General features: G+C 56.2%; 22 protein-coding genes. 16 read left to right on the plus strand and 6 right to left on the minus strand.

Annotated features, from left to right (window positions below; translation table 11 throughout):
• The first annotated feature begins 2 nt into the window (after positions 1-2).
• From VNS12_RS14820 to VNS12_RS14830, 3 genes are read left to right on the plus strand one after another with little or no spacing between them, the layout of a single operon-like run.
• Positions 3-1,346: a hypothetical protein gene (locus VNS12_RS14820; RefSeq protein WP_325488626.1), complete on the plus strand. Its 1,344-nt coding sequence runs from the start codon at positions 3-5 to the stop codon at positions 1,344-1,346.
• Positions 1,346-1,669, plus strand: a complete 324-nt coding sequence (locus VNS12_RS14825) for a hypothetical protein (protein WP_325488627.1) — start codon at positions 1,346-1,348, stop codon at positions 1,667-1,669. The genes VNS12_RS14820 and VNS12_RS14825 overlap by 1 nt, the downstream gene beginning before the upstream one ends.
• Entirely contained in the window at positions 1,653-1,940 is a 288-nt protein-coding gene (locus VNS12_RS14830; protein ID WP_325488628.1) for a tail fiber assembly protein, read from the plus strand. Before VNS12_RS14825 ends, VNS12_RS14830 begins: the two co-directional genes overlap by 17 nt.
• Before the next feature lie 30 nt (positions 1,941-1,970).
• Here the strand turns inward: VNS12_RS14830 and VNS12_RS14835 are convergent, their stop codons facing one another.
• On the minus strand, positions 1,971-2,915 hold the full coding sequence (locus tag VNS12_RS14835; RefSeq protein WP_325488629.1) for a polysaccharide pyruvyl transferase family protein: 945 nt from the start codon (positions 2,913-2,915) through the stop codon (positions 1,971-1,973).
• Positions 2,916-3,813: 898 nt separating this feature from the next.
• Complete coding sequence (locus VNS12_RS14840) at positions 3,814-4,716, minus strand: CDP-glycerol glycerophosphotransferase family protein (protein WP_325488630.1); 903 nt, start codon at positions 4,714-4,716, stop codon at positions 3,814-3,816.
• Between the two features lie 184 nt (positions 4,717-4,900).
• Here VNS12_RS14840 and VNS12_RS14845 point away from each other — a divergent pair, with 184 nt between their 5' ends.
• The 3 genes from VNS12_RS14845 (at position 4,901) to VNS12_RS14855 (ending at position 7,450) form a co-directional block, all read left to right on the plus strand.
• Positions 4,901-5,176: a hypothetical protein gene (locus VNS12_RS14845; RefSeq protein WP_325488631.1), complete on the plus strand. Its 276-nt coding sequence runs from the start codon at positions 4,901-4,903 to the stop codon at positions 5,174-5,176.
• A 589-nt stretch (positions 5,177-5,765) separates the two neighbouring features.
• Complete coding sequence (locus VNS12_RS14850) at positions 5,766-6,167, plus strand: FAD synthase family protein (RefSeq protein WP_325488632.1); 402 nt, start codon at positions 5,766-5,768, stop codon at positions 6,165-6,167.
• The gene (locus VNS12_RS14855; RefSeq protein WP_325488633.1) at positions 6,167-7,450 is read left to right on the plus strand and encodes a LicD family protein; all 1,284 of its coding nucleotides are present in this window, start codon (positions 6,167-6,169) and stop codon (positions 7,448-7,450) included. Before VNS12_RS14850 ends, VNS12_RS14855 begins: the two co-directional genes overlap by 1 nt.
• Before the next feature lie 296 nt (positions 7,451-7,746).
• Here VNS12_RS14855 and VNS12_RS14860 read toward each other — a convergent pair whose 3' ends face one another.
• Positions 7,747-8,046 (minus strand): sunset domain-containing protein, encoded by a 300-nt coding sequence (locus VNS12_RS14860; protein ID WP_325488634.1) that lies wholly within the window; start codon positions 8,044-8,046, stop codon positions 7,747-7,749.
• Positions 8,047-8,146: 100 nt separating this feature from the next.
• Here VNS12_RS14860 and VNS12_RS14865 point away from each other — a divergent pair, with 100 nt between their 5' ends.
• Genes VNS12_RS14865 through VNS12_RS14880 form a run of 4 tightly spaced genes read left to right on the plus strand, consistent with a single transcriptional unit; the run spans position 8,147 to position 9,546 of the window.
• Positions 8,147-8,788, plus strand: a complete 642-nt coding sequence (locus VNS12_RS14865) for a YcbK family protein (protein ID WP_325488635.1) — start codon at positions 8,147-8,149, stop codon at positions 8,786-8,788.
• Positions 8,781-9,062 (plus strand): hypothetical protein, encoded by a 282-nt coding sequence (locus VNS12_RS14870; protein WP_325488636.1) that lies wholly within the window; start codon positions 8,781-8,783, stop codon positions 9,060-9,062. The genes VNS12_RS14865 and VNS12_RS14870 overlap by 8 nt, the downstream gene beginning before the upstream one ends.
• Positions 9,047-9,235: a hypothetical protein gene (locus tag VNS12_RS14875; RefSeq protein WP_325488637.1), complete on the plus strand. Its 189-nt coding sequence runs from the start codon at positions 9,047-9,049 to the stop codon at positions 9,233-9,235. Before VNS12_RS14870 ends, VNS12_RS14875 begins: the two co-directional genes overlap by 16 nt.
• Positions 9,235-9,546: a hypothetical protein gene (locus tag VNS12_RS14880; RefSeq protein ID WP_325488638.1), complete on the plus strand. Its 312-nt coding sequence runs from the start codon at positions 9,235-9,237 to the stop codon at positions 9,544-9,546. Before VNS12_RS14875 ends, VNS12_RS14880 begins: the two co-directional genes overlap by 1 nt.
• A 55-nt stretch (positions 9,547-9,601) precedes the next feature.
• On the opposite strand, the gene VNS12_RS14885 is transcribed toward VNS12_RS14880, so the two are convergent.
• On the minus strand, positions 9,602-11,206 hold the full coding sequence (locus tag VNS12_RS14885) for a tetratricopeptide repeat-containing sulfotransferase family protein (protein ID WP_325488639.1): 1,605 nt from the start codon (positions 11,204-11,206) through the stop codon (positions 9,602-9,604).
• A gap of 817 nt (positions 11,207-12,023) precedes the next feature.
• Between VNS12_RS14885 and VNS12_RS14890 the strand changes: the two genes are divergently transcribed.
• Entirely contained in the window at positions 12,024-12,212 is a 189-nt protein-coding gene (locus tag VNS12_RS14890; RefSeq protein WP_325488640.1) for a hypothetical protein, read from the plus strand.
• Positions 12,212-12,523, plus strand: coding sequence for a hypothetical protein (locus tag VNS12_RS14895; protein WP_325488638.1), 312 nt, complete (start codon positions 12,212-12,214; stop codon positions 12,521-12,523). Before VNS12_RS14890 ends, VNS12_RS14895 begins: the two co-directional genes overlap by 1 nt.
• A gap of 334 nt (positions 12,524-12,857) precedes the next feature.
• On the opposite strand, the gene VNS12_RS14900 is transcribed toward VNS12_RS14895, so the two are convergent.
• Together VNS12_RS14900 and VNS12_RS14905 are read right to left on the minus strand one after the other, a co-directional pair.
• Entirely contained in the window at positions 12,858-14,522 is a 1,665-nt protein-coding gene (locus VNS12_RS14900) for a BCCT family transporter (protein ID WP_325488641.1), read from the minus strand.
• Between the two features lie 222 nt (positions 14,523-14,744).
• A complete protein-coding gene (locus VNS12_RS14905; protein WP_325488642.1) occupies positions 14,745-15,329 on the minus strand; it encodes a MarR family winged helix-turn-helix transcriptional regulator in 585 nt (194 codons plus the stop codon).
• A gap of 187 nt (positions 15,330-15,516) precedes the next feature.
• On the opposite strand from VNS12_RS14905, the gene ectA reads away from it, so the two are divergent.
• From ectA to thpD, 4 genes are read left to right on the plus strand one after another with little or no spacing between them, the layout of a single operon-like run.
• Entirely contained in the window at positions 15,517-16,074 is a 558-nt protein-coding gene (ectA, locus tag VNS12_RS14910) for a diaminobutyrate acetyltransferase (protein ID WP_325488643.1), read from the plus strand.
• Positions 16,075-16,084: 10 nt separating this feature from the next.
• Positions 16,085-17,425: a diaminobutyrate--2-oxoglutarate transaminase gene (ectB, locus tag VNS12_RS14915; RefSeq protein WP_414693129.1), complete on the plus strand. Its 1,341-nt coding sequence runs from the start codon at positions 16,085-16,087 to the stop codon at positions 17,423-17,425.
• Positions 17,426-17,441: 16 nt separating this feature from the next.
• Complete coding sequence (locus VNS12_RS14920; protein ID WP_325488644.1) at positions 17,442-17,843, plus strand: ectoine synthase; 402 nt, start codon at positions 17,442-17,444, stop codon at positions 17,841-17,843.
• 26 nt (positions 17,844-17,869) lie between these two features.
• Entirely contained in the window at positions 17,870-18,796 is a 927-nt protein-coding gene (gene thpD / locus VNS12_RS14925) for an ectoine hydroxylase (RefSeq protein WP_325488645.1), read from the plus strand.
• Positions 18,797-18,811 lie beyond the last annotated feature (15 nt).

Here is an 18,811-nt window from a genome sequence, read left to right on the forward strand (position 1 = left end):
CCATGGCTCTTGTAACTTGGTACTCTACCGGCACCGTGTCGGTGGATGGCGGCAGCACGACCGTAACCGGCGAAAACCTGTTCTGGGGCGATGACGCCATTATGCCCGGGGATTTGTTCTGCGATCCCGCCCAACCGCTTGTCCCGCCCCAGCGGGTCCGGGAAGTAACAGCGGACAACGTGTTGGAGCTCTGGGCCCCGTGGCCCGGCACGACGATCACGGATGCGCCCTACGAAATCCGCTATGTCGGCATCATCGAGCGCTCGACGGCGCAGACGCGCCGGGTGCTGGAACAACTGGGCGATGTGAAAGCCTATTTCGACATGCAGGTCGATACGCTAGCGGACCGGGATGCGTTCGACGCCCGCCCGGCGCGGTTCCGGGTTCTGGTCTCCGATATCGGCGATGGTCGCGCGGCGATCTATTCCAAAAACAGCTCAGCGGATGGAGACTGGTCCGAGCCAGCGATGTTCTCGGGCCCGGCGATTGAGTTGGACGTTGCCTCGGTGGTTGACGCCCCGTTTGGCAGCGCGCCCGACGTGACGCTTTCGCCCCGCCCGGGCGGCTATGACATGAGCTTCGTCATTCCGGAAGGCATGCGACTGTTTCCCGGCACCACCACCACGCTGGAGCCTGGCCAGCCGGCGCAGGCCGATTTTGTTCCGGTGGAGGGTGGGTTCCGGCTTGATCTGGCCATCCCGCGAGGTCCGACCGGCGATATCGATGGGGTGACGCCATTCTGGGTATCGCGGCTGGGAGCGGATGGTGATGCGGAAGCAGCGCGGCTTGGGCTAAATGCTCAGATTGCCGGTGACTATGAGCCTGAGCAACAGCCTGTAAGTCAATCCGACGCCGAGGCCGGGGCGATTGCTGAGATTCGCTCCTGGAGCCCCGAGCGCATTGCCCAGGCGATTGCTGCCCTCGCGCCTGCGGTTCCAGCCGACGTCTATCGTCGAGCAAACATCCTCGATCCGGTCGGGGAGGATGAAGGTATACCGACTGGAGGCATCATTGAACGAGGTAGTAATGTCAACGGCGAATATGTGAGGTTTGCAGATGGGGTACAGATTTGTTGGCATAGTATTGGAGGTGTTAACGTTGACGGTTCCTCAGGGGGCTTCCGGTTCAAAGAAATACCTCAATGGGATTTTCCTGCCGCATTTAGCGGAGTCCCCCGCTGCACAACAGCAGTTAACAGGGGAGCCACTGGCGGTGGTTTGACGTGGGCTGGGGCTACAACACATAACATCACGGGGGCCCATATAAGGGGTCTCTGCATCATAGCCGTGTCCAGCGATGTAACCGGGGCCTACTTGCAGGTAATGGCAATCGGAAGGTGGTTCTAATGCTTATATATTTTTCTCCTCAGAGGAGAGACGACACACTTGCCGCATCCCGCCAGGGCGACACCCTCACTATCAACGGCGATGTCTTCGATTTTTCCACGCTGCCCGATGGCGCAACAATCGCAGTAGAAAATAGTCCTAGCCCGTGGATTACCAGCCCGATCGAACGCATTAACGGCGAGTTGCACCTGACAATGTTATTGCCGCATGGGCCGAACCCAAGCCCAGCTGTCGCATTCCCCGATCCGCTGGTCGATCCTGCTGACGGGCCCCTTGTTCTGCCCCATGATCCCAAGGAGGACGAAGATGACCTGGACGCCTGATCCCTCGATCATCATCACGGCTGAGCAGAAAGCTGCTGCGCTGCAAGAGCAGACCCGGACCGCGCTGTGGGCGGAGCGAGACCGCCGGTTCGAAGAAACCCGCTGGCTGGTCGAGCGGCACTCTGAGGAACTGCTCTTGGGTCGCCCGACTTCGCTATCGGCATCTGAATACGCCGAACTGCTGGCCTACCGGCAGGACTTGCGGGACCTGCCGGAGAGCACAGAAATACCGGTCAGGCTATCTGGCCGGAGCGATCCTGACGAGAAGTAGAGCGCTTGAAAGGCTAAGCGGTATCTCTGTTCATTGACTCTTTGACGATCGGCGATTTGGGGGCGATTTGATGCTTTTTGAACCAGAACCCATGTAATAGCGCCAATTATTAGGCTTCCACCATTTTTGGCGTTCGAGACGCAGAATTTCACTTTGTTTGCTCTGGTCGAGCGCGTTAGCCTCAGCCTTAGCAATGACAGCGCTAGAGGCAATAAATGGGCACGAAGCGCGCAGCGGTTCTAAATCCAAGCTTATTGGTCGACTATCAAAATTGAAAACGGAAACAAGCTTGTCTACAGTGAGATCGTTGTCACCGAAGTCAAATTCGACGGGTTGGCGCTCTTTACCTACTGAAAGAAGATAATCCCAAAATTTATGTTCCTTGCCACGACCAGTGTCGGCCGTGAGCCATGCGTTGGGAATGCCGTATGCGTCTGACACGATCAATCCGTGAAGCGACGTCGTCAAAATGCGCTTGCAGGAAAGGAATGCATCTATCGTACCCTCAATGTCGTCAGTAAGTAAGTCGATTACAAGAACGCCATCCAACTTAAGATTTTCAATTCGTTTTCTTTCTGACCAGCGCAATACCACTCCAAGCTCGTACTGTTTTTCAATTGTCGGATGGTAGTAATCCGCCACCAGGAGGGCAGGGTCTCCATAGACGCGAGGAGCTTTGCCGCCAAACATTTCGAATCGCGCGCGGGTAAGCGGCCCGCGCACAGCCAAGGGCGTCCCAGCTCCCTTGACCCGCATCTTCCCTTCTGTGCCAAAGGATCCTATGCCCCACATTACAGAGGTCGGGCTGACGCGGGACAAGATGGAACCGATTGTCAGGTAGTGGGGCTCGTCTTTGTTGGCCCAGACAACAGGTTTCCCCGTCATTTTCTCGGCGAGCCATGGCCCGAGAAGGTCGCCAAAATTCTTTTCATTATCCCACCAACGCATCGGGATCTTGCCATCAACTTCAATCACTGAACGGTCCTTTTGATGCCTGCGAAAAACGTTATTCTCAAAAATGCGTAAAAAGACTCCTCGAACTGAGTGCGGGTGGTACCCCTTATTCGAAAAGTTCGTTCACTGGGCGCCCATTTGTTAGACGCTAAGTCTGCGCAACATCAAAGCGCGGGCCGCTCCTCGCATATTGCGGCTTTGTACTCGTGGCAACATAATTACAATTACGAGTAGCTCGGGTGAGAACTCATGGGGTCCGAAATAGAGAAAAATTGCGAGAAGCAATAGATATAACGCAAAGGAGAGGTAGAAAAATCCTTCTATATGAAGAACCCTGTGCGATAGGCTTCTGTGAAGCGGCAGTACCTTAACTAATGAAAGTCCTACCCAGAATAGTAGCTCCGATATAATAAATGATAGGAGGACATATTCTCCACACAGATATAAAGTTAGGTAGATGAATGGTGCCGCAATGGCATATGACGAAAATCGCCGATGCCGGTATATGAAAGATGTAAAATGATCGGGAGGAATTCCAAAATCATCGGCAATTTTATTTAAGCCTGCGGCGCGGAGCCGCTTGGGGAGGCGTCGGCGCAGAAAAAAAATCGCCGCTCCCGTTAATGGCGGGAGTGTTAGGTAGACAGCGATGCCGATGAATATGGGCATGGCCAAATGCAGGAATGAATCTGAAGCCTTGGCTGTCTGGATATTTGCAACGTACAAACGAAAGGCTGAGAAGAGAACCAGAAGCGTAACCGCTCTCCTTAAGAAGGGAGCGAGCGTTTCCAGAAATAATAGTGCGATTGGAATTTGACCAGCAAGTCGATAATATTTTATCGTTGCTCGAGTGTAGGCCCTGAACGTCCTAATATTATTCCGAATGCTATTCAACATTGATAGCCGAGCTGTCTAAATTTCAGGCGTTTGACAGGCATTTGAGTAGTGCGCTTTCGAACCGCTGTAGTGCGCCGCCTTCTCCCATCGAATGCAATCTCGTCTCTCGTCTTTCGTCCAGCAGCGGGTCGCCGCTTTCGATCTCCTCGAGGATATCGATAATTGATCCGGCTGGTTGTAATACGTACGCAGCCTTCGATGAAGGGTATGCTCGAGACAGCTCTTCAAGGCATAAATCTTTGCCGAGAATGTTGCAAAGTACTATAGGTTTTCCTGTTACAAGATATTCATTAAGTACTGCTGAAACATCGCATATGATGATATCACTCCAGTTCATCAGGTCGTGAATTGAACTAGAGGCATCGTAGAAATCGACAGCGGGCATATTGCGCATTTTTGCGAGAGCTGCAGCTGCACTGGGTTGAGAAGTGCCGGTTAACGGGTGGGGCTTAATCCTGATTTCGTATTGTTTCGAATCTGCCAGTTGCTGGAGCAAGCTCAGGCCAACCGAATTGACGGAGCTATAGCTAGTAGCAGATATCCCGCCTTCCCAGGTCGGCGCATACAAAATTCTTTTAATTTTATTCGTTTGGTGCCGATACTCCAAAGCAAGCTCAGCTTGAGGGCGGCCAACATGAACGACTTGTTGAGGCCGTAGCGGCAGTTCTGCTTCACTGAGGCGTTCTTCGGCCAGCCGCCCTCCCACGAAGAGATGGTCATACGCCATAAGCATCTTGCTTTGATTGACACTCTTATCTGACTCCCCGTGGTTAATGAAAATGTGGGTCAGTCCTGAATGTCGTAGGGAATTAACGTTTTTCTCTCGATTGTTTGGATATAGGACAATCCGTGGGCCCTGCGAATATGCCCATTCCAGATCGCGGCTGGTCCGAATAAAGAAGACGGGAATTTCGGTAGCCGACATCTGTCTAAAGACAGGCGCATTCCTGAGAACGATTGCACATTTAAGTTCTAAGCGCTCTAGAACTGGAATCCATTGATTGACCTGATAAAAGGTATCTTCAGGTCCGCTTAGATATAAGATGAGTTGAGGCGAAAGGGCCGTAAACGCCTCTTTTGCCTCCCTCCTAAGCCGCCGAAAAAACAGTATGTCGAATATTGCGTCTAGAGCGAATGGAGCAAGGTATAATCCCAGTGGAATCACTGTTGCCGCTAAAGTTATCCATGATAGTGAAGAAATTAGTGGAATTGTAGTAAAAATAGCTATTAAAGAAAAAGGAATGTTTTGTTTAGGAATTTTCGATGCTTTGCCACGCATGATTCTAAATGAAGCTATTTTTTCCCGAAATTCCTGTGCTGGGCCTGTGATTATGATTGCAACAATTGCAATGAACGTTCCTATTGCGACGTATACCGCATTATGAGGAAAAATTATTGTTCCAAGTAGTCCCGTGCACGTCGTGGCTAATACCAGAATGGGAAAGTAATGACCCAAATGGTGTCGGTGAATTTTGGAAAACACCTAACTAATCTCCAGATTGGCACGGCTCTGCATTGAGGCCGATAAGCGAGAAATGTTGATGGGTCGCTCAGGACAAGCTTCGCGACGGCTGATTAGGCGTCTAATCTGTCCTTTTCTTGCAGTCAACACAGCCATGAAGTTGCTCTCGATGCCACCCGCGGTCGTGATAGATTTATGACAAACGTGCAGCTTTCGGCAAGCGCAGCGATGGTGGGCTTGGGATTGATGTTGGGTACGTCACTGCCCAGCTATCTGCAAGTTTCAAGGGTCGCTTGAGGCCGGAGCTATTACCTTTGCAGCGAGCAGCGCTGACGAAGTGATTGCTCGCTCGGTAGCGGAACTTAGGGCTACTGGGTAATAAACGGCTTCGGTTGTTTCTAGTCGATGCTGATTAAAGCACTAATTTGATCGACTTGCGTCCAGCATGTTGCCCGCATGACAATTTTATGACATAGAAAAGCCTTGGTTTGGCTTCCGGGGGTAGGGGTATCTTGGGCAAGACGGTCATCACATTTGGCACATTCGACGTGTTTCATATCGGGCATTTACGCATTCTTGAGCGGGCAGCAGCGTTGGGCGACAGGCTCGTGGTCGGTGTTTCCAGTGATCGTCTGAACTTCAAAAAAAAAGGGCGCTACCCAGTCTTCAAGGAGGCCGACCGGATGGCCATCGTGGCTGGCCTAGCCTGTGTCGATGAGGTGTTCACCGAGGAAAGCCTTGAGTGGAAGGGCGAATACATCACCACGCATAAAGCCGATATTCTTGTGATGGGCGACGATTGGGTCGGTCGGTTCGATGAATTCAAGCGGTTGTGCGATGTGGTGTATCTGCCGCGCACCGACAACATCTCGACCACGGAAATCCTCGCCTCGGTGAGAGCGGCGAACCTCTAATGCGGCGGCTGCTCGGTCAGGCCTTTATTGCCCTTGGGGGGCCACAACCGCGCATCGTTCGCATGGTATTCGGGGCCGGGGCCTGGTTCGTTTGTCTGGTCCTCACCCTCGATCCTGTTTTTGCCCGTCTCGCTGCACAGCATTTTTTCGGCAATCGCTTCAAGATCGGGCTGCGCTTTCTGGCCTGGTCGGTTCAATACGGCTGGCTCAAAAAGCAGGTGGCCCACGATCCGCTGTTCATTTGCACCCTGTTTTTGGATGTCGATGAAATCGGGAACCTCGCCGCCCGGGTGGAAAAACGGCGCGAAAGGGTGCCGCTGTGGATCTCGGCGTCAGACCTCATCTGCATCTATGCCAACCTGGCCCAGGCGGCGCTGCTGGCCGGCGATCGAAACCGCTATCGCCATTGGCATGCGCTCCATGCCCGGGAGGCCGGGGACGCGCTGCCGGCGGTCGAGCACATACGGATCAATCAGAAGCGCCTCGCCGATGAAATCGGGCAGCAGGCGCGCTTCGTTACCGCTGAAGATGCCGACGCTGCACTCAAGGATTTTGATGCCGCCTGCCAGGAGCAGGGTGTGGAGTGGTTCGTTGTCTCCGGCACGCTGCTCGGTATTGTGCGCGAAGGCGGTTGGCTGGCCCATGATTACGACATCGATGTTGGCATCATGATGGATGACTTTCCCGGCCAGGTCTTGATCGAGACCCTGGTCGCCGGGGGCGTGTTCACGCTGGAAAAGTTTGACCGGCAGGTGCGGTTTTTCGGTCCGAATGGGGATGTCGGCATCGAGGAGGTGCCGGCATGCATTAAGCTCACCCACCGGAACGGGGTGCCGTTCGATGTGTTCATCCACCACAGGGAAGGCGAGACCTGCTGGCATGGATCGGCGATCAACCGGTGGAATAACAGTGCGTTCGATCTCAAGTCCTATGACTTTCGCGGGCACACGGTGCTGGGGCCCGAGGATTTCGACCGGTATCTGACGGAGAACTACGGCGGCTGGCGTGTGCCGGTGACCGACTTTCACAGCACCGACGGCTCGGGCACCCCAAATCTTGTCCTGGTGCGCAACCTCTTTATCATAGGCCTGTGTATCAAGCGTATGGTCAGTGTTGATGAGGCGACGCGGCTGCGGCTGTTTGCGATGCTCAAAGGCATGGGCGCTGCCACTGATACCGACGGCTGGGGCTATAATCAGGATTTTTGCGCTGTAAGTGCTCAGAATGAAATGGGCGAAAGCCGAGCCATGGCGCACAGCCACGTCAAAAATATGCTGGCGTAATACTTCATCGAGGCCTTGGAGCTTCAGACTTGCCCAAGCACGCTCAACCTAAAGCGGCTACAACAATGGTGGATGCGGTCTTGAACGTCGAGATCCAGAACCAGCCCAGATACACCGTAGCGCCAGCAACCAGAATAACAGCCAAAGCATTGCGAAAGAGCGTATTGATTTGTAGAGGCACGCTGCTTCATCCCCCAAATGTGACAGAGTCGACACATTAAGGCCCAATTCGGTTAAGTCAAACTGAACGGGCGGAGGGCACGTAAGCATCCGGGCGCGATGGCCCAGAGGTTGCCTCAAACTCCAGAGCGTCTCCAGCCCGCCGCCTGCGCGTCCGCTTCCGAACAGAACCAGCGCTCGCCAAACTCGGGCCGGATGATCGTGTCGCCATAATAGCGCTGCCCGGGGACGTGATAGATGCGCTCGCCAGAGCCGATGCTGATATTGCCCTTGATGGTGCATTCGTCGGACAGCATGGCGAAAACCTGGTCGGCAAACGGCGCATCGCCGCTAAAGCCATAAACCCCGGCAAAGCCGACGGCACCCGCCGCCAGCACAATCCCGATATTGGACATCAACCGCTTCACAGAACGCATGGCGCACCTCCTACGGTGGGAGCGTAGCGGCACGCCGTCGCCACGCCGTATGCGCGGCAGCGCAAGTTTTCATAAAATCCAACAGTGACAGGAGGCCGTCATGGCACTCGACTATGCCCACTGGCAGGACGTTCCAGCCAGCGTCTGGCGCTGGCCCAATTTCAGCGCCCAGGAAATCGCCTGCAAGGGCACCGGACGGGTGAAGATCGATGCGGCAAGCCTCGACAAGCTCCAGGCGCTGCGCTCGCGGCTGGGCAAGCCGCTGATCATCACCAGCGCCTATCGCTCGCCCCAGCACAATGCCGCCGTGGGCGGGGCCAAGACCAGCCAGCACCTCTATGGCAAGGCGTTCGACGTGGTGATGGCAAACCACGACCCGGTGGCGTTCGAAGCCGCAGCAAGGGCGGTCGGGTTCACCGGGTTCGGTCATTACCCGGCGTCAAACTTCATGCACATCGACACCCGCGCCACCCCGGCCCGTTGGAAGGGCGCCGGGCGCAACAATGCCTGGTTCGCGGCAGACCCGGCCACGCCGGGCTTTACCCCGCCCGCGCGTCCCGACGGCCTGGTGGAGACGGTCAAGGAGCTGGGGCCGGTGGTGACCCCGGTGATTGTCGGCGGCAGCGCCGTGGCCCAGGGCGATGGTCCGGTGCAATGGGCGATCGGGCTGATTGCCGTCATCGGGTTCATGGCCGCCATTGTCTGGTTCATCCGCCGCAAGCGGGGAGGGGAGAATGCTTAGCGTTCTGGGCTGGATGTTCCAGCACTGGTGGCTGGTGCTCGCCCTTGGGGCGGTACTGGGCGCGTACATCGTCGGCGGCTGGCGCTTGGCGCTGGCCGTCGCCACGCTGGGAGCAGGGGTAGGGCTATATCGCAAGCGGCAGGAGGCTGAGCGGGCCAAGCAGCGCCAGCGGGCCGACCGCGCCCGGCAGGACCGGGAGCGCGTCGAGCAGAGCGTCGGCGCGATGGGCATCGAGGACGTTGAGCGGGAGCTGGGAAAATGGAACCGAGATTGATCGTGGCCGCGCTGGCCATCCTGCTGCTGACGGCCTGCACCACGGCGGGCAGCTTCTGTGAGGTGTCGGCCCCGATCCGGCCCTCAACTGAAGATCACCTGACCGAAGGCACGGCGCGGCAACTCCTCGTGCACAACCAGTTCGGCGCGACCACCTGCGGATGGAGACCCTGATGGACCATTGGCTTGCCAACCTCGCCGCGCTCAAGCCCGCCACGGTGATCCCGGCGATCATCGGGGCAGGGCTGGCGGTACTGATCGAGTTCCGCCGGCACACCTGGGTGACAGCGCTGATCGCGCTGCTCTCAGGGGCCCTCGTCGCCTATGCTGCCACCGAACCGGTGATTGAGTTCCTCAACCTCAAGGACAATGCCGCCTATGCCGTCGCCGGCGTGCTGGGGATCTCGGGCCGCAATCTGATCGTGTGGCTGTTGATGATCAGCAAGGATCCGTTGCGGGCATGGAGGGATGTGGGGAAGAAGTAACTCGTCCTATGCCAACGATCATGAAACAGCGCCATTACAGCCTGATTGTGCGACGCTAACCCAAATGTTTCTGAAAGCTATCCTCGTATTTGGCAAGCGCATCTGCCAGAGGCGCAAGGGCTTCTCCAAACAATTTGTGACGCCCGACGGAACTTGAATAGAGCGGCTGCCGGACTTGCCATTTCGAACAGGTCTGCACACTGCGGGTGCGCTCATGGAAGCTGGCACAATCATCGTGCCATTCGAGATCCAGTTCTGACAGGACACGTTCAACCGTCCCTCGCAAATTCTGAACCGTATCCTCATACTGAATATCAATTATTCGGTTGGGGATGATGGAACGCCAGTGCCTGACGACATGTTCGTGAAAACGGAAGTACCATCCAAGATCATCAAGGCGCAGTGAATATTTATGCCCCCAATCCAGTGGATTGGTAAAAATCGACAGACAGCAATCCATCGGATCTCGCTTGCAGTAGATGAAAGTGGCATTCGGAAATAACAGTGAAATCAACGGCATAGCCAGAAAGTTATGGAGGAACTTGTTGGCTATATAGCGTTTGTCCGGCCCGAAGGCCGCTATGGCCCGAAGATATCGGGACGAGAAACCACGCACATCGACTTCTTTGAGATTCAGCATCTGTTGAACGAACAGGTCGTTGCCGAGATTGTGGCCCAGCGCCGTCAGGACGTCTGAAAACAGGTTGCGCTCGCCCGCGCCGGCGATAGCTGGGTGCCCATTGAGTATTTGTTCGGTCAGCGTCGAGCCCGAGCGGGGCATGCCGATGATAAATACTGGCCTCTCGGATGAGCTGCCGAAATGTTCTCGTTCTTTGAGATAGGACTGGGTAAAAACTTCGGTCGACTTTTCGAGGTTGCGAAGCACTCCGGCCCGCTTGAATTTTTCGCCCCGCGCCACTTTTGCGCTGATGATGTGAGACAGCCCTTCGGCGTAATTTCCCAGATCCAGGTGGGTTTTCCCTGCTGCAAAGTGCAGATTGTTCAAGTCGCCTTTCGATTGGGCGGATTGGAGATTTTCTTCGATTGTCGGCAGGAGATTGTCTTGCGGCGTCTGCTTACGCAGCAAAACGATCGCCTGGATATTACGAGCTACGCGGATGCCACAAGAAACCAGATATTGGTAGTGCTCAATGGCTTCCTCAAAATGGCCATTGGCACCCAGTAGATGGGCGAGGAGCTGACGCACGGTCGCATCCTCTGGCACCAGTTCGAACGCTTCGCGGCAGAACGGTAGGGCCAGTTCCGAGAGGCCCTGGCGGTCATAACTCCTCGCGATATTCAGTTTAATCGCGGCCGTATCCGGCAAGAGTTCATCGGCTCTCAAAAGAAAGACAATTCCCTCATCGGGCGTTCCGTCCAGAACGTGAGCATAGCCGAGATTGTTAAGAAGGCTCGGATTGTCCTGGTCGAAGGTGCAGGCGTAGGCGAGATAGGTTTTCGCAGCAGAAAACTGTTTCTCTGCCACCATCAGTTCGCCCATTGCTGCATTGGCAATCGGATCGGCGGGGTGATGTTCCAAGACGCGCTGAAACACCGCGATCGCTTTTTTAGGTTTCCCGCGCCGCATGAGATCGAGACCCGACTGCACATCAGAAGGATGGGGAGCAGAAGCTCTGCCATCCAGTTCAACTGGAGACATATTCTATCCGACCCAAAAGTGACGCTCACACCAGTGCTGGGGTGGCCAAGTACTATTTAACGCCGTCTGAAATGTTAGATCAGGCGGCGAGAATGCTCAGCATTCCGATGGATCTGAGTTGCTTTGAAAGGTCGACAGACGATGTGGGCAAGGTCGGAGAAGACGCTGTGGGAGACGTCGTTGCTGTGGGCGTGGTTGGTGGGGTGCTCGTCGGCGTTGTCCCTGTGGGCGTGGTTGGCGTGGTAGTCGTCGGCGTCGTCCCTGTGGGCGTTGTTGGTGGCACAGTGGAAGTGGTCGTCGGAGGCGTCGCTGGTGTAGTGGGCGATGCCGGAGCGGTTGGATCGTCCCGATCGGGTCGGTCAGGGCGTTCAATTATGCCAGGACCCCCATCGCATTGCATCCGCTTGGCAACGATCTGCATTGAGCGGTCCTGCGTCAGGGAATTTACGGTGGCACAGCAGTTTGCCGCCTGCAGTTTGTCGAGGACGGAAGGCGTGATGGCTCCACTCAAAAGGGCTAGGCACTGATCGCGCAGGCTGCTGGGCGCGCTTGCGGGTGGAACGGCAAAATTATCGAACAGTTCGAGAGGATCGGCTGCTATCGCCGGCGTCTGCGCAAAGATCGCGGATGAAGCGAGCAAGCCATTGAGGGACAATCTTAGTTTCATATTTTCCTCCCAGGATCCAAATTCCAACTCGAGTCCCCCACCCCATACAAAGCAGAGAGTCTTAATAAGACGTAAATGCGCCGCTGGGGAGCGCGTCGAGCAGGGCGTCGGCGCGATGGGCATCGAGGACGTGGAACGGGAGTTGGGCAAATGGAACCGAGATTGATCGTGGCCGCACTGGCCATCCTGCTGCTCTCGGCCTGCACAACGGCGGGCAGCTTCTGCGAGGTGTCCGCACCGATCCGGCCCTCGACTGAAGATCACCTGACCGAAGGCACGGCGCGACAGATCCTCGTGCACAACCAGTTCGGCGCGACCACCTGCGGATGGAGGCCCTGATGGATCATTGGCTTGCCAACCTTGCCGCGCTCAAGCCCGCCACCGTCATCCCGGCGATCATCGGGGCAGGGCTGGCGGTGCTCATCGAGTTCCGCCGACACACCTGGGTGACAGCGCTGATCGCGCTGCTGTCTGGCGCCCTGGTCGCCTATGCGGCCACCGAGCCGGTGATCGAATTCCTCAACCTCAAGGACAACGCCGCCTATGCCGTGGCGGGAGTGCTGGGGATCTCGGGGCGCAATTTGATTGTGTGGCTGTTGATGATCAGCAAGGATCCGCTGCGGGCGTGGAGGGATGTGGGGAAGAAGTGAGGAGTTGGGGGGGGAGGGATGGGGCGTAGCGAGCGAGCGGCTACTTACGAACCTGAATAGGTTGTTCACAACAGGAAGCGACGGCTCCAAAACAGACCTTCAGGTGGCCGTCGTCGTGGTCATACCCCGTCACAGAAGAAAGGTGCAGAGCTTCCGTTTAATTATGATATTCGCGATGGGTACAAAGCACCGGAATTCCAACCAACCTTCCCGCGCGCGCATAGAAAAAAGTTTGCGCGGTGTCGCTCCTGAAAAGTCGTGCTAAAGACGTTCGGCGGTGGGATGTGCCCCACAATGCGCATAACGAAGGGCCAGCACGCTGGCCCTTCGAAGATTAGCGTGGCTCGGCCATCAGTCCCTTCACCAGGGCGAAACATGCCCCGAGCAGAACGATGGTGAACGGAAATCCCGTGGAGACTGCCATGGCCTGCAAGGCGGCAAGGCCGCCGCCAAGAAGCAACGCAATGGCGACCAGCCCTTCGAAAGTTGCCCAGAATACCCGTTGTGGCGTAGGCGCGTTCATCTTGCCGCCTGCACCGATCGTGTCAATAACGAGCGATCCGGAATCCGAGGAAGTTACAAAAAATACGGTAACCAGAATAATGCCGACTAACGAAGTGAACGCCGTCAGAGGAAGGCCGGCCAGCATTTCAAAGAGCTGAAGTTCTAGGACAGCGGACTGAACCGAAGTCATACCCTGATCAACGACTTGGCTGATTGCTGTGCCGCCAAGCGCCGTCATCCATATGGTCGAGACGATGGAGGGAATAAGGAGCACAGCGATGATGAACTCACGCACTGTTCGTCCCCGGCTAACGCGGGCGATGAACATGCCAACAAAGGGCGACCAACTGATCCACCACGCCCAGTAGAAGGCGGTCCAGCCGTGCCGGAAATTGTCATCAGTGCGCCCGATTGGGTTCGAGAGCGCGGGCAAGTATTCGACATAGGCCAGCAGGTTCTTGAAAAAACCGGTGATAATCTGCCAGGTCGGACCGACCACGATGACGAACAGCAAGAGCAGGAACGCTAAGCCCATATTAAGTTCAGACAGGCGCTTTACGCCTTTATCCATTCCGGCGACGACAGAAACAGTGGCAATCGCGGTGATCACGATGATTAAAGCGATCATGCTGCCGGTGGTCGATGGCAGGCCAAAGAGAAAGTCGAGACCAGCACTAGCCTGCTGCGCTCCGATGCCGAGCGAGGTGGCAAGTCCGAACAGCGTTGCGAGAATGGCAAGAATATCGATGACATGTCCTGGCCATCCCCAGATGCGCTCGCCGAAAATTGGATAGAAGACGGAGCGAAGGGTGAGGGGCAAACCCTTGTTAAAGGCAAATAGCGCAAGAGAGAGGGCAACAACGGCATAGATCGCCCAAGGATGCAGCGCCCAGTGGAAGATTGTGGCCGCCATTGCAAGACGCCGTGCACCTTCGGCATCGCCGACCATTCCACCAAGCGGCGCCCAATCGGTGCGCACCCCGTCCGGTCCCGTAACTGGACCTTCGAACGCGGCGGTGAAATTACCCAATGGTTCTGAGACGCCGTAGAACATCAGGCCGATGCCCATACCTGCAGCAAACAGCATCGAGAACCAGGAGATGTAATTATATTCGGGCGTTGCGTCTGGACCGCCAAGCCGGACTTTCCCCAGAGGAAGCATAATCAGAACTGCACAGAGAAGGACGAATATGTTGCCGGCGATGATGAAGAACCAGTCGAGATTCGCTGTTAGGAAGTCCCGGGTGGCTAAAAAGAAGGGGCCAAGGGTGTTCTGAAAGATCAGCGTCAACACCGTAAAGGCGACAATGGTTAGGGCGGATATGCCGAAGACCGGGTTATGGACGTCGAATTCGAGGACGAGGCGTCTTCGATAATTGATGTTGTCCTGGCCGATCTCGTAATCGGTATCGATAATTTCGGTGGTGCCTTCTGGCGGCGGGACGGCATCTTCGGAAGTTTCGGTGTCGGCTTTAGGTGTTATTTTGTCGGTCAATATTCCGTCCTCAGTCCAGTCCGGTTTTGGGTTGCATAATGAAAAATGCGCAGGGAACCGGATTTTAAGTGTCGTCGGCATCGGTCCCATAAGCTTAGGGAAAACGGGAAGGAACCACAACCTTCCGGCCGAAATTACGGATAAACGTCCGGTAGAGAGGAACGAAGATTATGTCCTTATGGAACGTGGGGAAAAGGACTGATCCATCTGGGAGACTGGCGCTCAAATTTCCTTTTCAGTATCAGGAGCAAGATCCGCGTCCGACGTAAGGACGGCGGCGGCTTCATCTTGGGTTCCCAGCATCGCGGCTACACGCTCGAGCGCCGAGATAAGCATGAGTTGCTCCCATTCGGCGAGTTTTGAAAATTGCGCATGAAACTGTGCGTGTGCGCCGTCAGGGGCGATGTCGAGCATCTTGCGACCATTGTCGGTTAAACTGAGCCACACCTGCCGGCGGTCGGTGTCCCTTCTGCGCCGGATCACCATGCCCAAGGCTTCGAGCTTGTGAATGAGCGAGGTCGTGGTGGCCTGGGTGATGCCCATGCGCATGGCGACTGCGCCAGCAGTATGTTCTGCCCCATCATCGAGAAGCTGCATGAACACCAGTTGCGAAGGCGTCAAACCAGTTTCGCGCATTAAAGCTCTGGAATTGACCTCGGTCTTGCGCAGTATTTTGCGCAAGGCGGATAGCGCGATCTTTGTCGAGGCTGGCACGGCGCGGTCGGGCTCCGGAAAAGAGTTTACCCATCCTTTTATCTGTACTTGCTTGCGTTCCCAAGCCCCCTCCGCGTCCGAGCGGGAAATCAATTAGAGAACACTAACTAATTTGCGTTGCACTACGGCACATGGTGCACGCTCTAGAAATTATTTTTACCGGCTGAAGCGCCTATCCTACGGGCGATACAGGCATATCACGCGATGCATCGCGGTCTCTGCGCGTTGACAATTAGTTTGATTCCCCTAAGTATCCGGCAACCGAACACGGAGGATACAGATGGAACTCGCCACTGCGAGCGACCCAACCCCCCCGGCGGCGCTGGCGGCAATCACGATTCGCCGTCCCGAGCGAGAAGACGGCGCTACCGTATGGCAACTCGTGGCTGACACGGCTTCGCTCGACGACAATTCGATGTACTGCAATCTGCTTCAATGCAGCCATTTCGCTTCGACCTGTGCGATTGCCGAGATCGATGGCGAGGTGGTGGGTTGGCTGTCGGGCTATATCGCGCCCGAGCATCCTGATACCTACTTTGTCTGGCAGGTCTGCGTCGCTGAAAAGGCGCGTGGCCGGGGACTGGCCAAGCGGCTGATCAATGCTGTTCTCGCTCGAAATGTCTGTAGCGGCATACGCCGGATACAATCGACGATCACGAGTGACAACCGCCCCTCATGGGCTCTGTTTGGATCTGTTGCGGAGACGCTGGATGCCGATCTGGTGCGTCAGCCCTATTTCCGGCGCGACGATCACTTTGCCGGCAAGCACGATACAGAATTCCTCGTGACGATCGGCCCTTTCGAGCGCGAAACGCTTCCTGTGCGCGAAGTCGCCTGAAGCCGTCACGATGCATATCCGCCTTCCCCTATTTCCCTTTCACGCCGTCCCTCAAAGGAGACAGTGCATGACCGCCGACAAAACCGCCACTTTCGATCGCATGGAGAGTGAAGTGCGCTCTTATTCGCGCAGCTTCCCAAAGCTGTTTAACAAGGCGAAAGGTGCGACAATCTTTTCTGAGGACGGCAAGGCCTATATCGACTTTCTGGCCGGGTGCTCCTCACTCAATTACGGACACAACGATCCTGACATGCAGGCGGCTCTGGTCGAGTATGTCACTGCGGATGGTATTGCTCACGGGCTCGATATGTTCACCGATGCCAAGGAACAATTCCTCGCAGCCTACGAGGACATTATCCTCAAGCCGCGTGGCATGAATTACAAGCTTATGTTCACAGGCCCAACAGGAACCAATGCCGTGGAGGCCGCCCTCAAGCTGGCCCGCAAGGTCAAACGCCGCTCCAATATCATCGCGTTTACCAACGGGTTCCACGGCATGACGCTGGGAGCACTGGCAGCGACGGGTAACGCAAGCAAGCGCAAGGGCGGCGGCATTGCGCTCAATGGCGTCTACCAAGCCCCGTTCGACGGCTATTTCGGGCCCGAAATCGATACTGCCGAGATGCTGGACCAGATGCTGAGTGACCCGTCCGCGGGCATCGATGCGCCGGCAGCAATTCTGGTCGAGCCGGTTCAGGGAGAGGGTGGGCTCAATGTCGCGTCACCCGAATGGCTCAAAAAAATCGAGGCCATTGCCAGAAAGCATGACGCGCTTTTCATTGTCGACGATATCCAGGCTGGATGCGGACGCACGGGAGCCTTCTTTTCTTTCGAGGAGTTCGGTCTGTCTCCCGACATCATTACCCAGGCCAAGTCGCTGTCAGGAATGGGACTGCCTCTGGCCCTGACACTGATCAAGCCCGAATACGATATCTGGGCACCGGCTGAGCATAACGGCACCTTCCGGGGCAACAACCATGCGTTTGTGACGGCGCGAATAGCGCTGGAAAAGTTCTGGCGTGACGAAGCGTTTAGTGAATCGGTTAAGGCCAAGGGCGAGCACCTGAAACTTCGGCTTGGCGCTATTGCCGCTCAACATGATCTGAACCTGCGCGGCCGTGGCATGATGATGGGCATCAACACCGAGAGCGGCGAGATTGCATCGGCGATCTGCGCACGATGCTTCGAACTGGGCCTTGTCATCGAGACTTCAGGGAGCCGCGACGAAGTGGTCAAGGTTCTTTGCCCTCTCACCATTGAAATGGCGGAACTCGATAAGGGGCTCGACATCATCGAGGATGCTTTCGAGACGATTCTTGCCCAGGACATTTCTCGTACTGCTGCTCAGTGAAAGCCAGGAGACAATCATGATTGTTCGCAACCTCAACGACGCTCGCAAGGGCGAAAGGCTCGTTACGGCCGACGGCTGGGACTCAACCCGCCTGCTGCTGGCCAGTGATGGAATGGGCTTTTCGTTCCACATTACCCGTATCGCATCGGGCACCAGCCACGAATTTCATTACAAGCACCATTTCGAAAGCGTTTATTGCATTTCGGGGAGCGGCGAGATCGAGGACCTCGAGACCGGAGAGACCCACGATATTGGACCCGGCGTTATGTACGCACTCGACAAAAACGATCATCACAGGCTCTCGGCGCGCCAAGAACTGGTGCTGGCCTGCTGCTTCAACCCGCCCGTCACCGGGTCCGAAGTGCATCGCCCGGACGGATCCTACGCGCCAGCCGAAGAACTTGAGGCAAGCGCCTGATCCCCGACAAACGATTAGAGGAAGCAATGACACTTTCCGTAGCTCACTCCCGATCAGATGCGTATCCCACTCGCCAAACACAGGAAGCATGGCAAGAGCGCAAGGACCCGGTTCTTTGGGGCAAATGGAGCCCCGAAGCGCCCCTTACCCGCGCGCAGACCGAAGAGTTCGGGAAAAAAGGCTTTCTCGTCCTCAAGGGTGTTTTTTCTGCCGGCGAGGTGGCCCGGCTTCAGGATGAATCGCGTCGTCTGCGCTCTGGAAGCGCCCACCTCAAAGCCGAAAATGTCGTGACCGAACCCGGTTCGGAGGCCGTGCGGACGATCTTTCGTCTCGAAGAGGAAAGCGCCTTGTTCAACCGCATGGCGCGCGACGAGCGGATTGCCGGGAAGGTCAAGTTCCTCCTCGATGACGATCTTTATCTTCATCAGAGTCGGCTGAACTACAAGCCGGGCTTCACCGGCAAGGAATTCTACTGGCATTCGGACTTCGAGACCTGGCACGCTGAGGATGGCATGCCGCGCATGCGGGCCATCTCAGCCTCGGTCCTCCTGACCGACAATGACGCGCTCAACGGGCCGTTGATGCTGATGCCCGGCTCGCACATGCACTTCGTATCCTGCGCTGGAGAAACCCCGGAGGATAACCACAAGTCCTCGCTTCGTAAGCAGGAAGTGGGTGTTCCGAGCCCGGACGCCTTGACGCAAATGGCCCAGAAGTTCGGTATCGAATACGCTTCGGGCAAGGCAGGCACGGTGGTTCTTTTCGACAGCAACACCATGCACGGCTCAAACGGGAACATTACGCCGTTTCCGCGCTCGAATGCCTTTTTCGTTTACAATGCCTGGTCCAACCGTCTGGAAGCACCCTATGCGGCCAGCAAGCCGCGCCCGGCTTTTCTTTCCAGCCGCGCCCCCCAGGGCCCGATCGAGATCGTTTCAGGCCCCCTCGAATAGGCAGATCGGCGTAAA

Origin of the sequence: Pelagibacterium sp. (genome assembly GCF_035555455.1) — a bacterium.
GTDB lineage: Bacteria > Pseudomonadota > Alphaproteobacteria > Rhizobiales > Devosiaceae > Pelagibacterium.

Bases quoted from the DNA above. Each gene is read 5' to 3' on its own strand.
- VNS12_RS14855 (WP_325488633.1), top strand. From the start codon at position 6,167: ATGCGGCGGCTGCTCGGTCAGGCCTTTATTGCCCTTGGGGGGCCACAA.
- VNS12_RS14885 (WP_325488639.1), bottom strand. From the start codon at position 11,206: ATGTCTCCAGTTGAACTGGATGGCAGAGCTTCTGCTCCCCATCCTTCT.
- thpD (WP_325488645.1), top strand. From the start codon at position 17,870: ATGACACTTTCCGTAGCTCACTCCCGATCAGATGCGTATCCCACTCGC.
- VNS12_RS14890 (WP_325488640.1), top strand. From the start codon at position 12,024: ATGGAACCGAGATTGATCGTGGCCGCACTGGCCATCCTGCTGCTCTCG.
- VNS12_RS14880 (WP_325488638.1), top strand. From the start codon at position 9,235: ATGGACCATTGGCTTGCCAACCTCGCCGCGCTCAAGCCCGCCACGGTG.
- VNS12_RS14840 (WP_325488630.1), bottom strand. From the start codon at position 4,716: ATGTCGGCTACCGAAATTCCCGTCTTCTTTATTCGGACCAGCCGCGAT.
- ectB (WP_414693129.1), top strand. From the start codon at position 16,085: ATGCATATCCGCCTTCCCCTATTTCCCTTTCACGCCGTCCCTCAAAGG.
- VNS12_RS14845 (WP_325488631.1), top strand. From the start codon at position 4,901: ATGTCGAATATTGCGTCTAGAGCGAATGGAGCAAGGTATAATCCCAGT.
- VNS12_RS14920 (WP_325488644.1), top strand. From the start codon at position 17,442: ATGATTGTTCGCAACCTCAACGACGCTCGCAAGGGCGAAAGGCTCGTT.
- VNS12_RS14860 (WP_325488634.1), bottom strand. From the start codon at position 8,046: ATGCGTTCTGTGAAGCGGTTGATGTCCAATATCGGGATTGTGCTGGCG.
- ectA (WP_325488643.1), top strand. From the start codon at position 15,517: ATGGAACTCGCCACTGCGAGCGACCCAACCCCCCCGGCGGCGCTGGCG.
- VNS12_RS14870 (WP_325488636.1), top strand. From the start codon at position 8,781: ATGCTTAGCGTTCTGGGCTGGATGTTCCAGCACTGGTGGCTGGTGCTC.
- VNS12_RS14825 (WP_325488627.1), top strand. From the start codon at position 1,346: ATGCTTATATATTTTTCTCCTCAGAGGAGAGACGACACACTTGCCGCA.
- VNS12_RS14830 (WP_325488628.1), top strand. From the start codon at position 1,653: ATGACCTGGACGCCTGATCCCTCGATCATCATCACGGCTGAGCAGAAA.
- VNS12_RS14820 (WP_325488626.1), top strand. From the start codon at position 3: ATGGCTCTTGTAACTTGGTACTCTACCGGCACCGTGTCGGTGGATGGC.
- VNS12_RS14895 (WP_325488638.1), top strand. From the start codon at position 12,212: ATGGATCATTGGCTTGCCAACCTTGCCGCGCTCAAGCCCGCCACCGTC.
- VNS12_RS14865 (WP_325488635.1), top strand. From the start codon at position 8,147: ATGGCACTCGACTATGCCCACTGGCAGGACGTTCCAGCCAGCGTCTGG.
- VNS12_RS14875 (WP_325488637.1), top strand. From the start codon at position 9,047: ATGGAACCGAGATTGATCGTGGCCGCGCTGGCCATCCTGCTGCTGACG.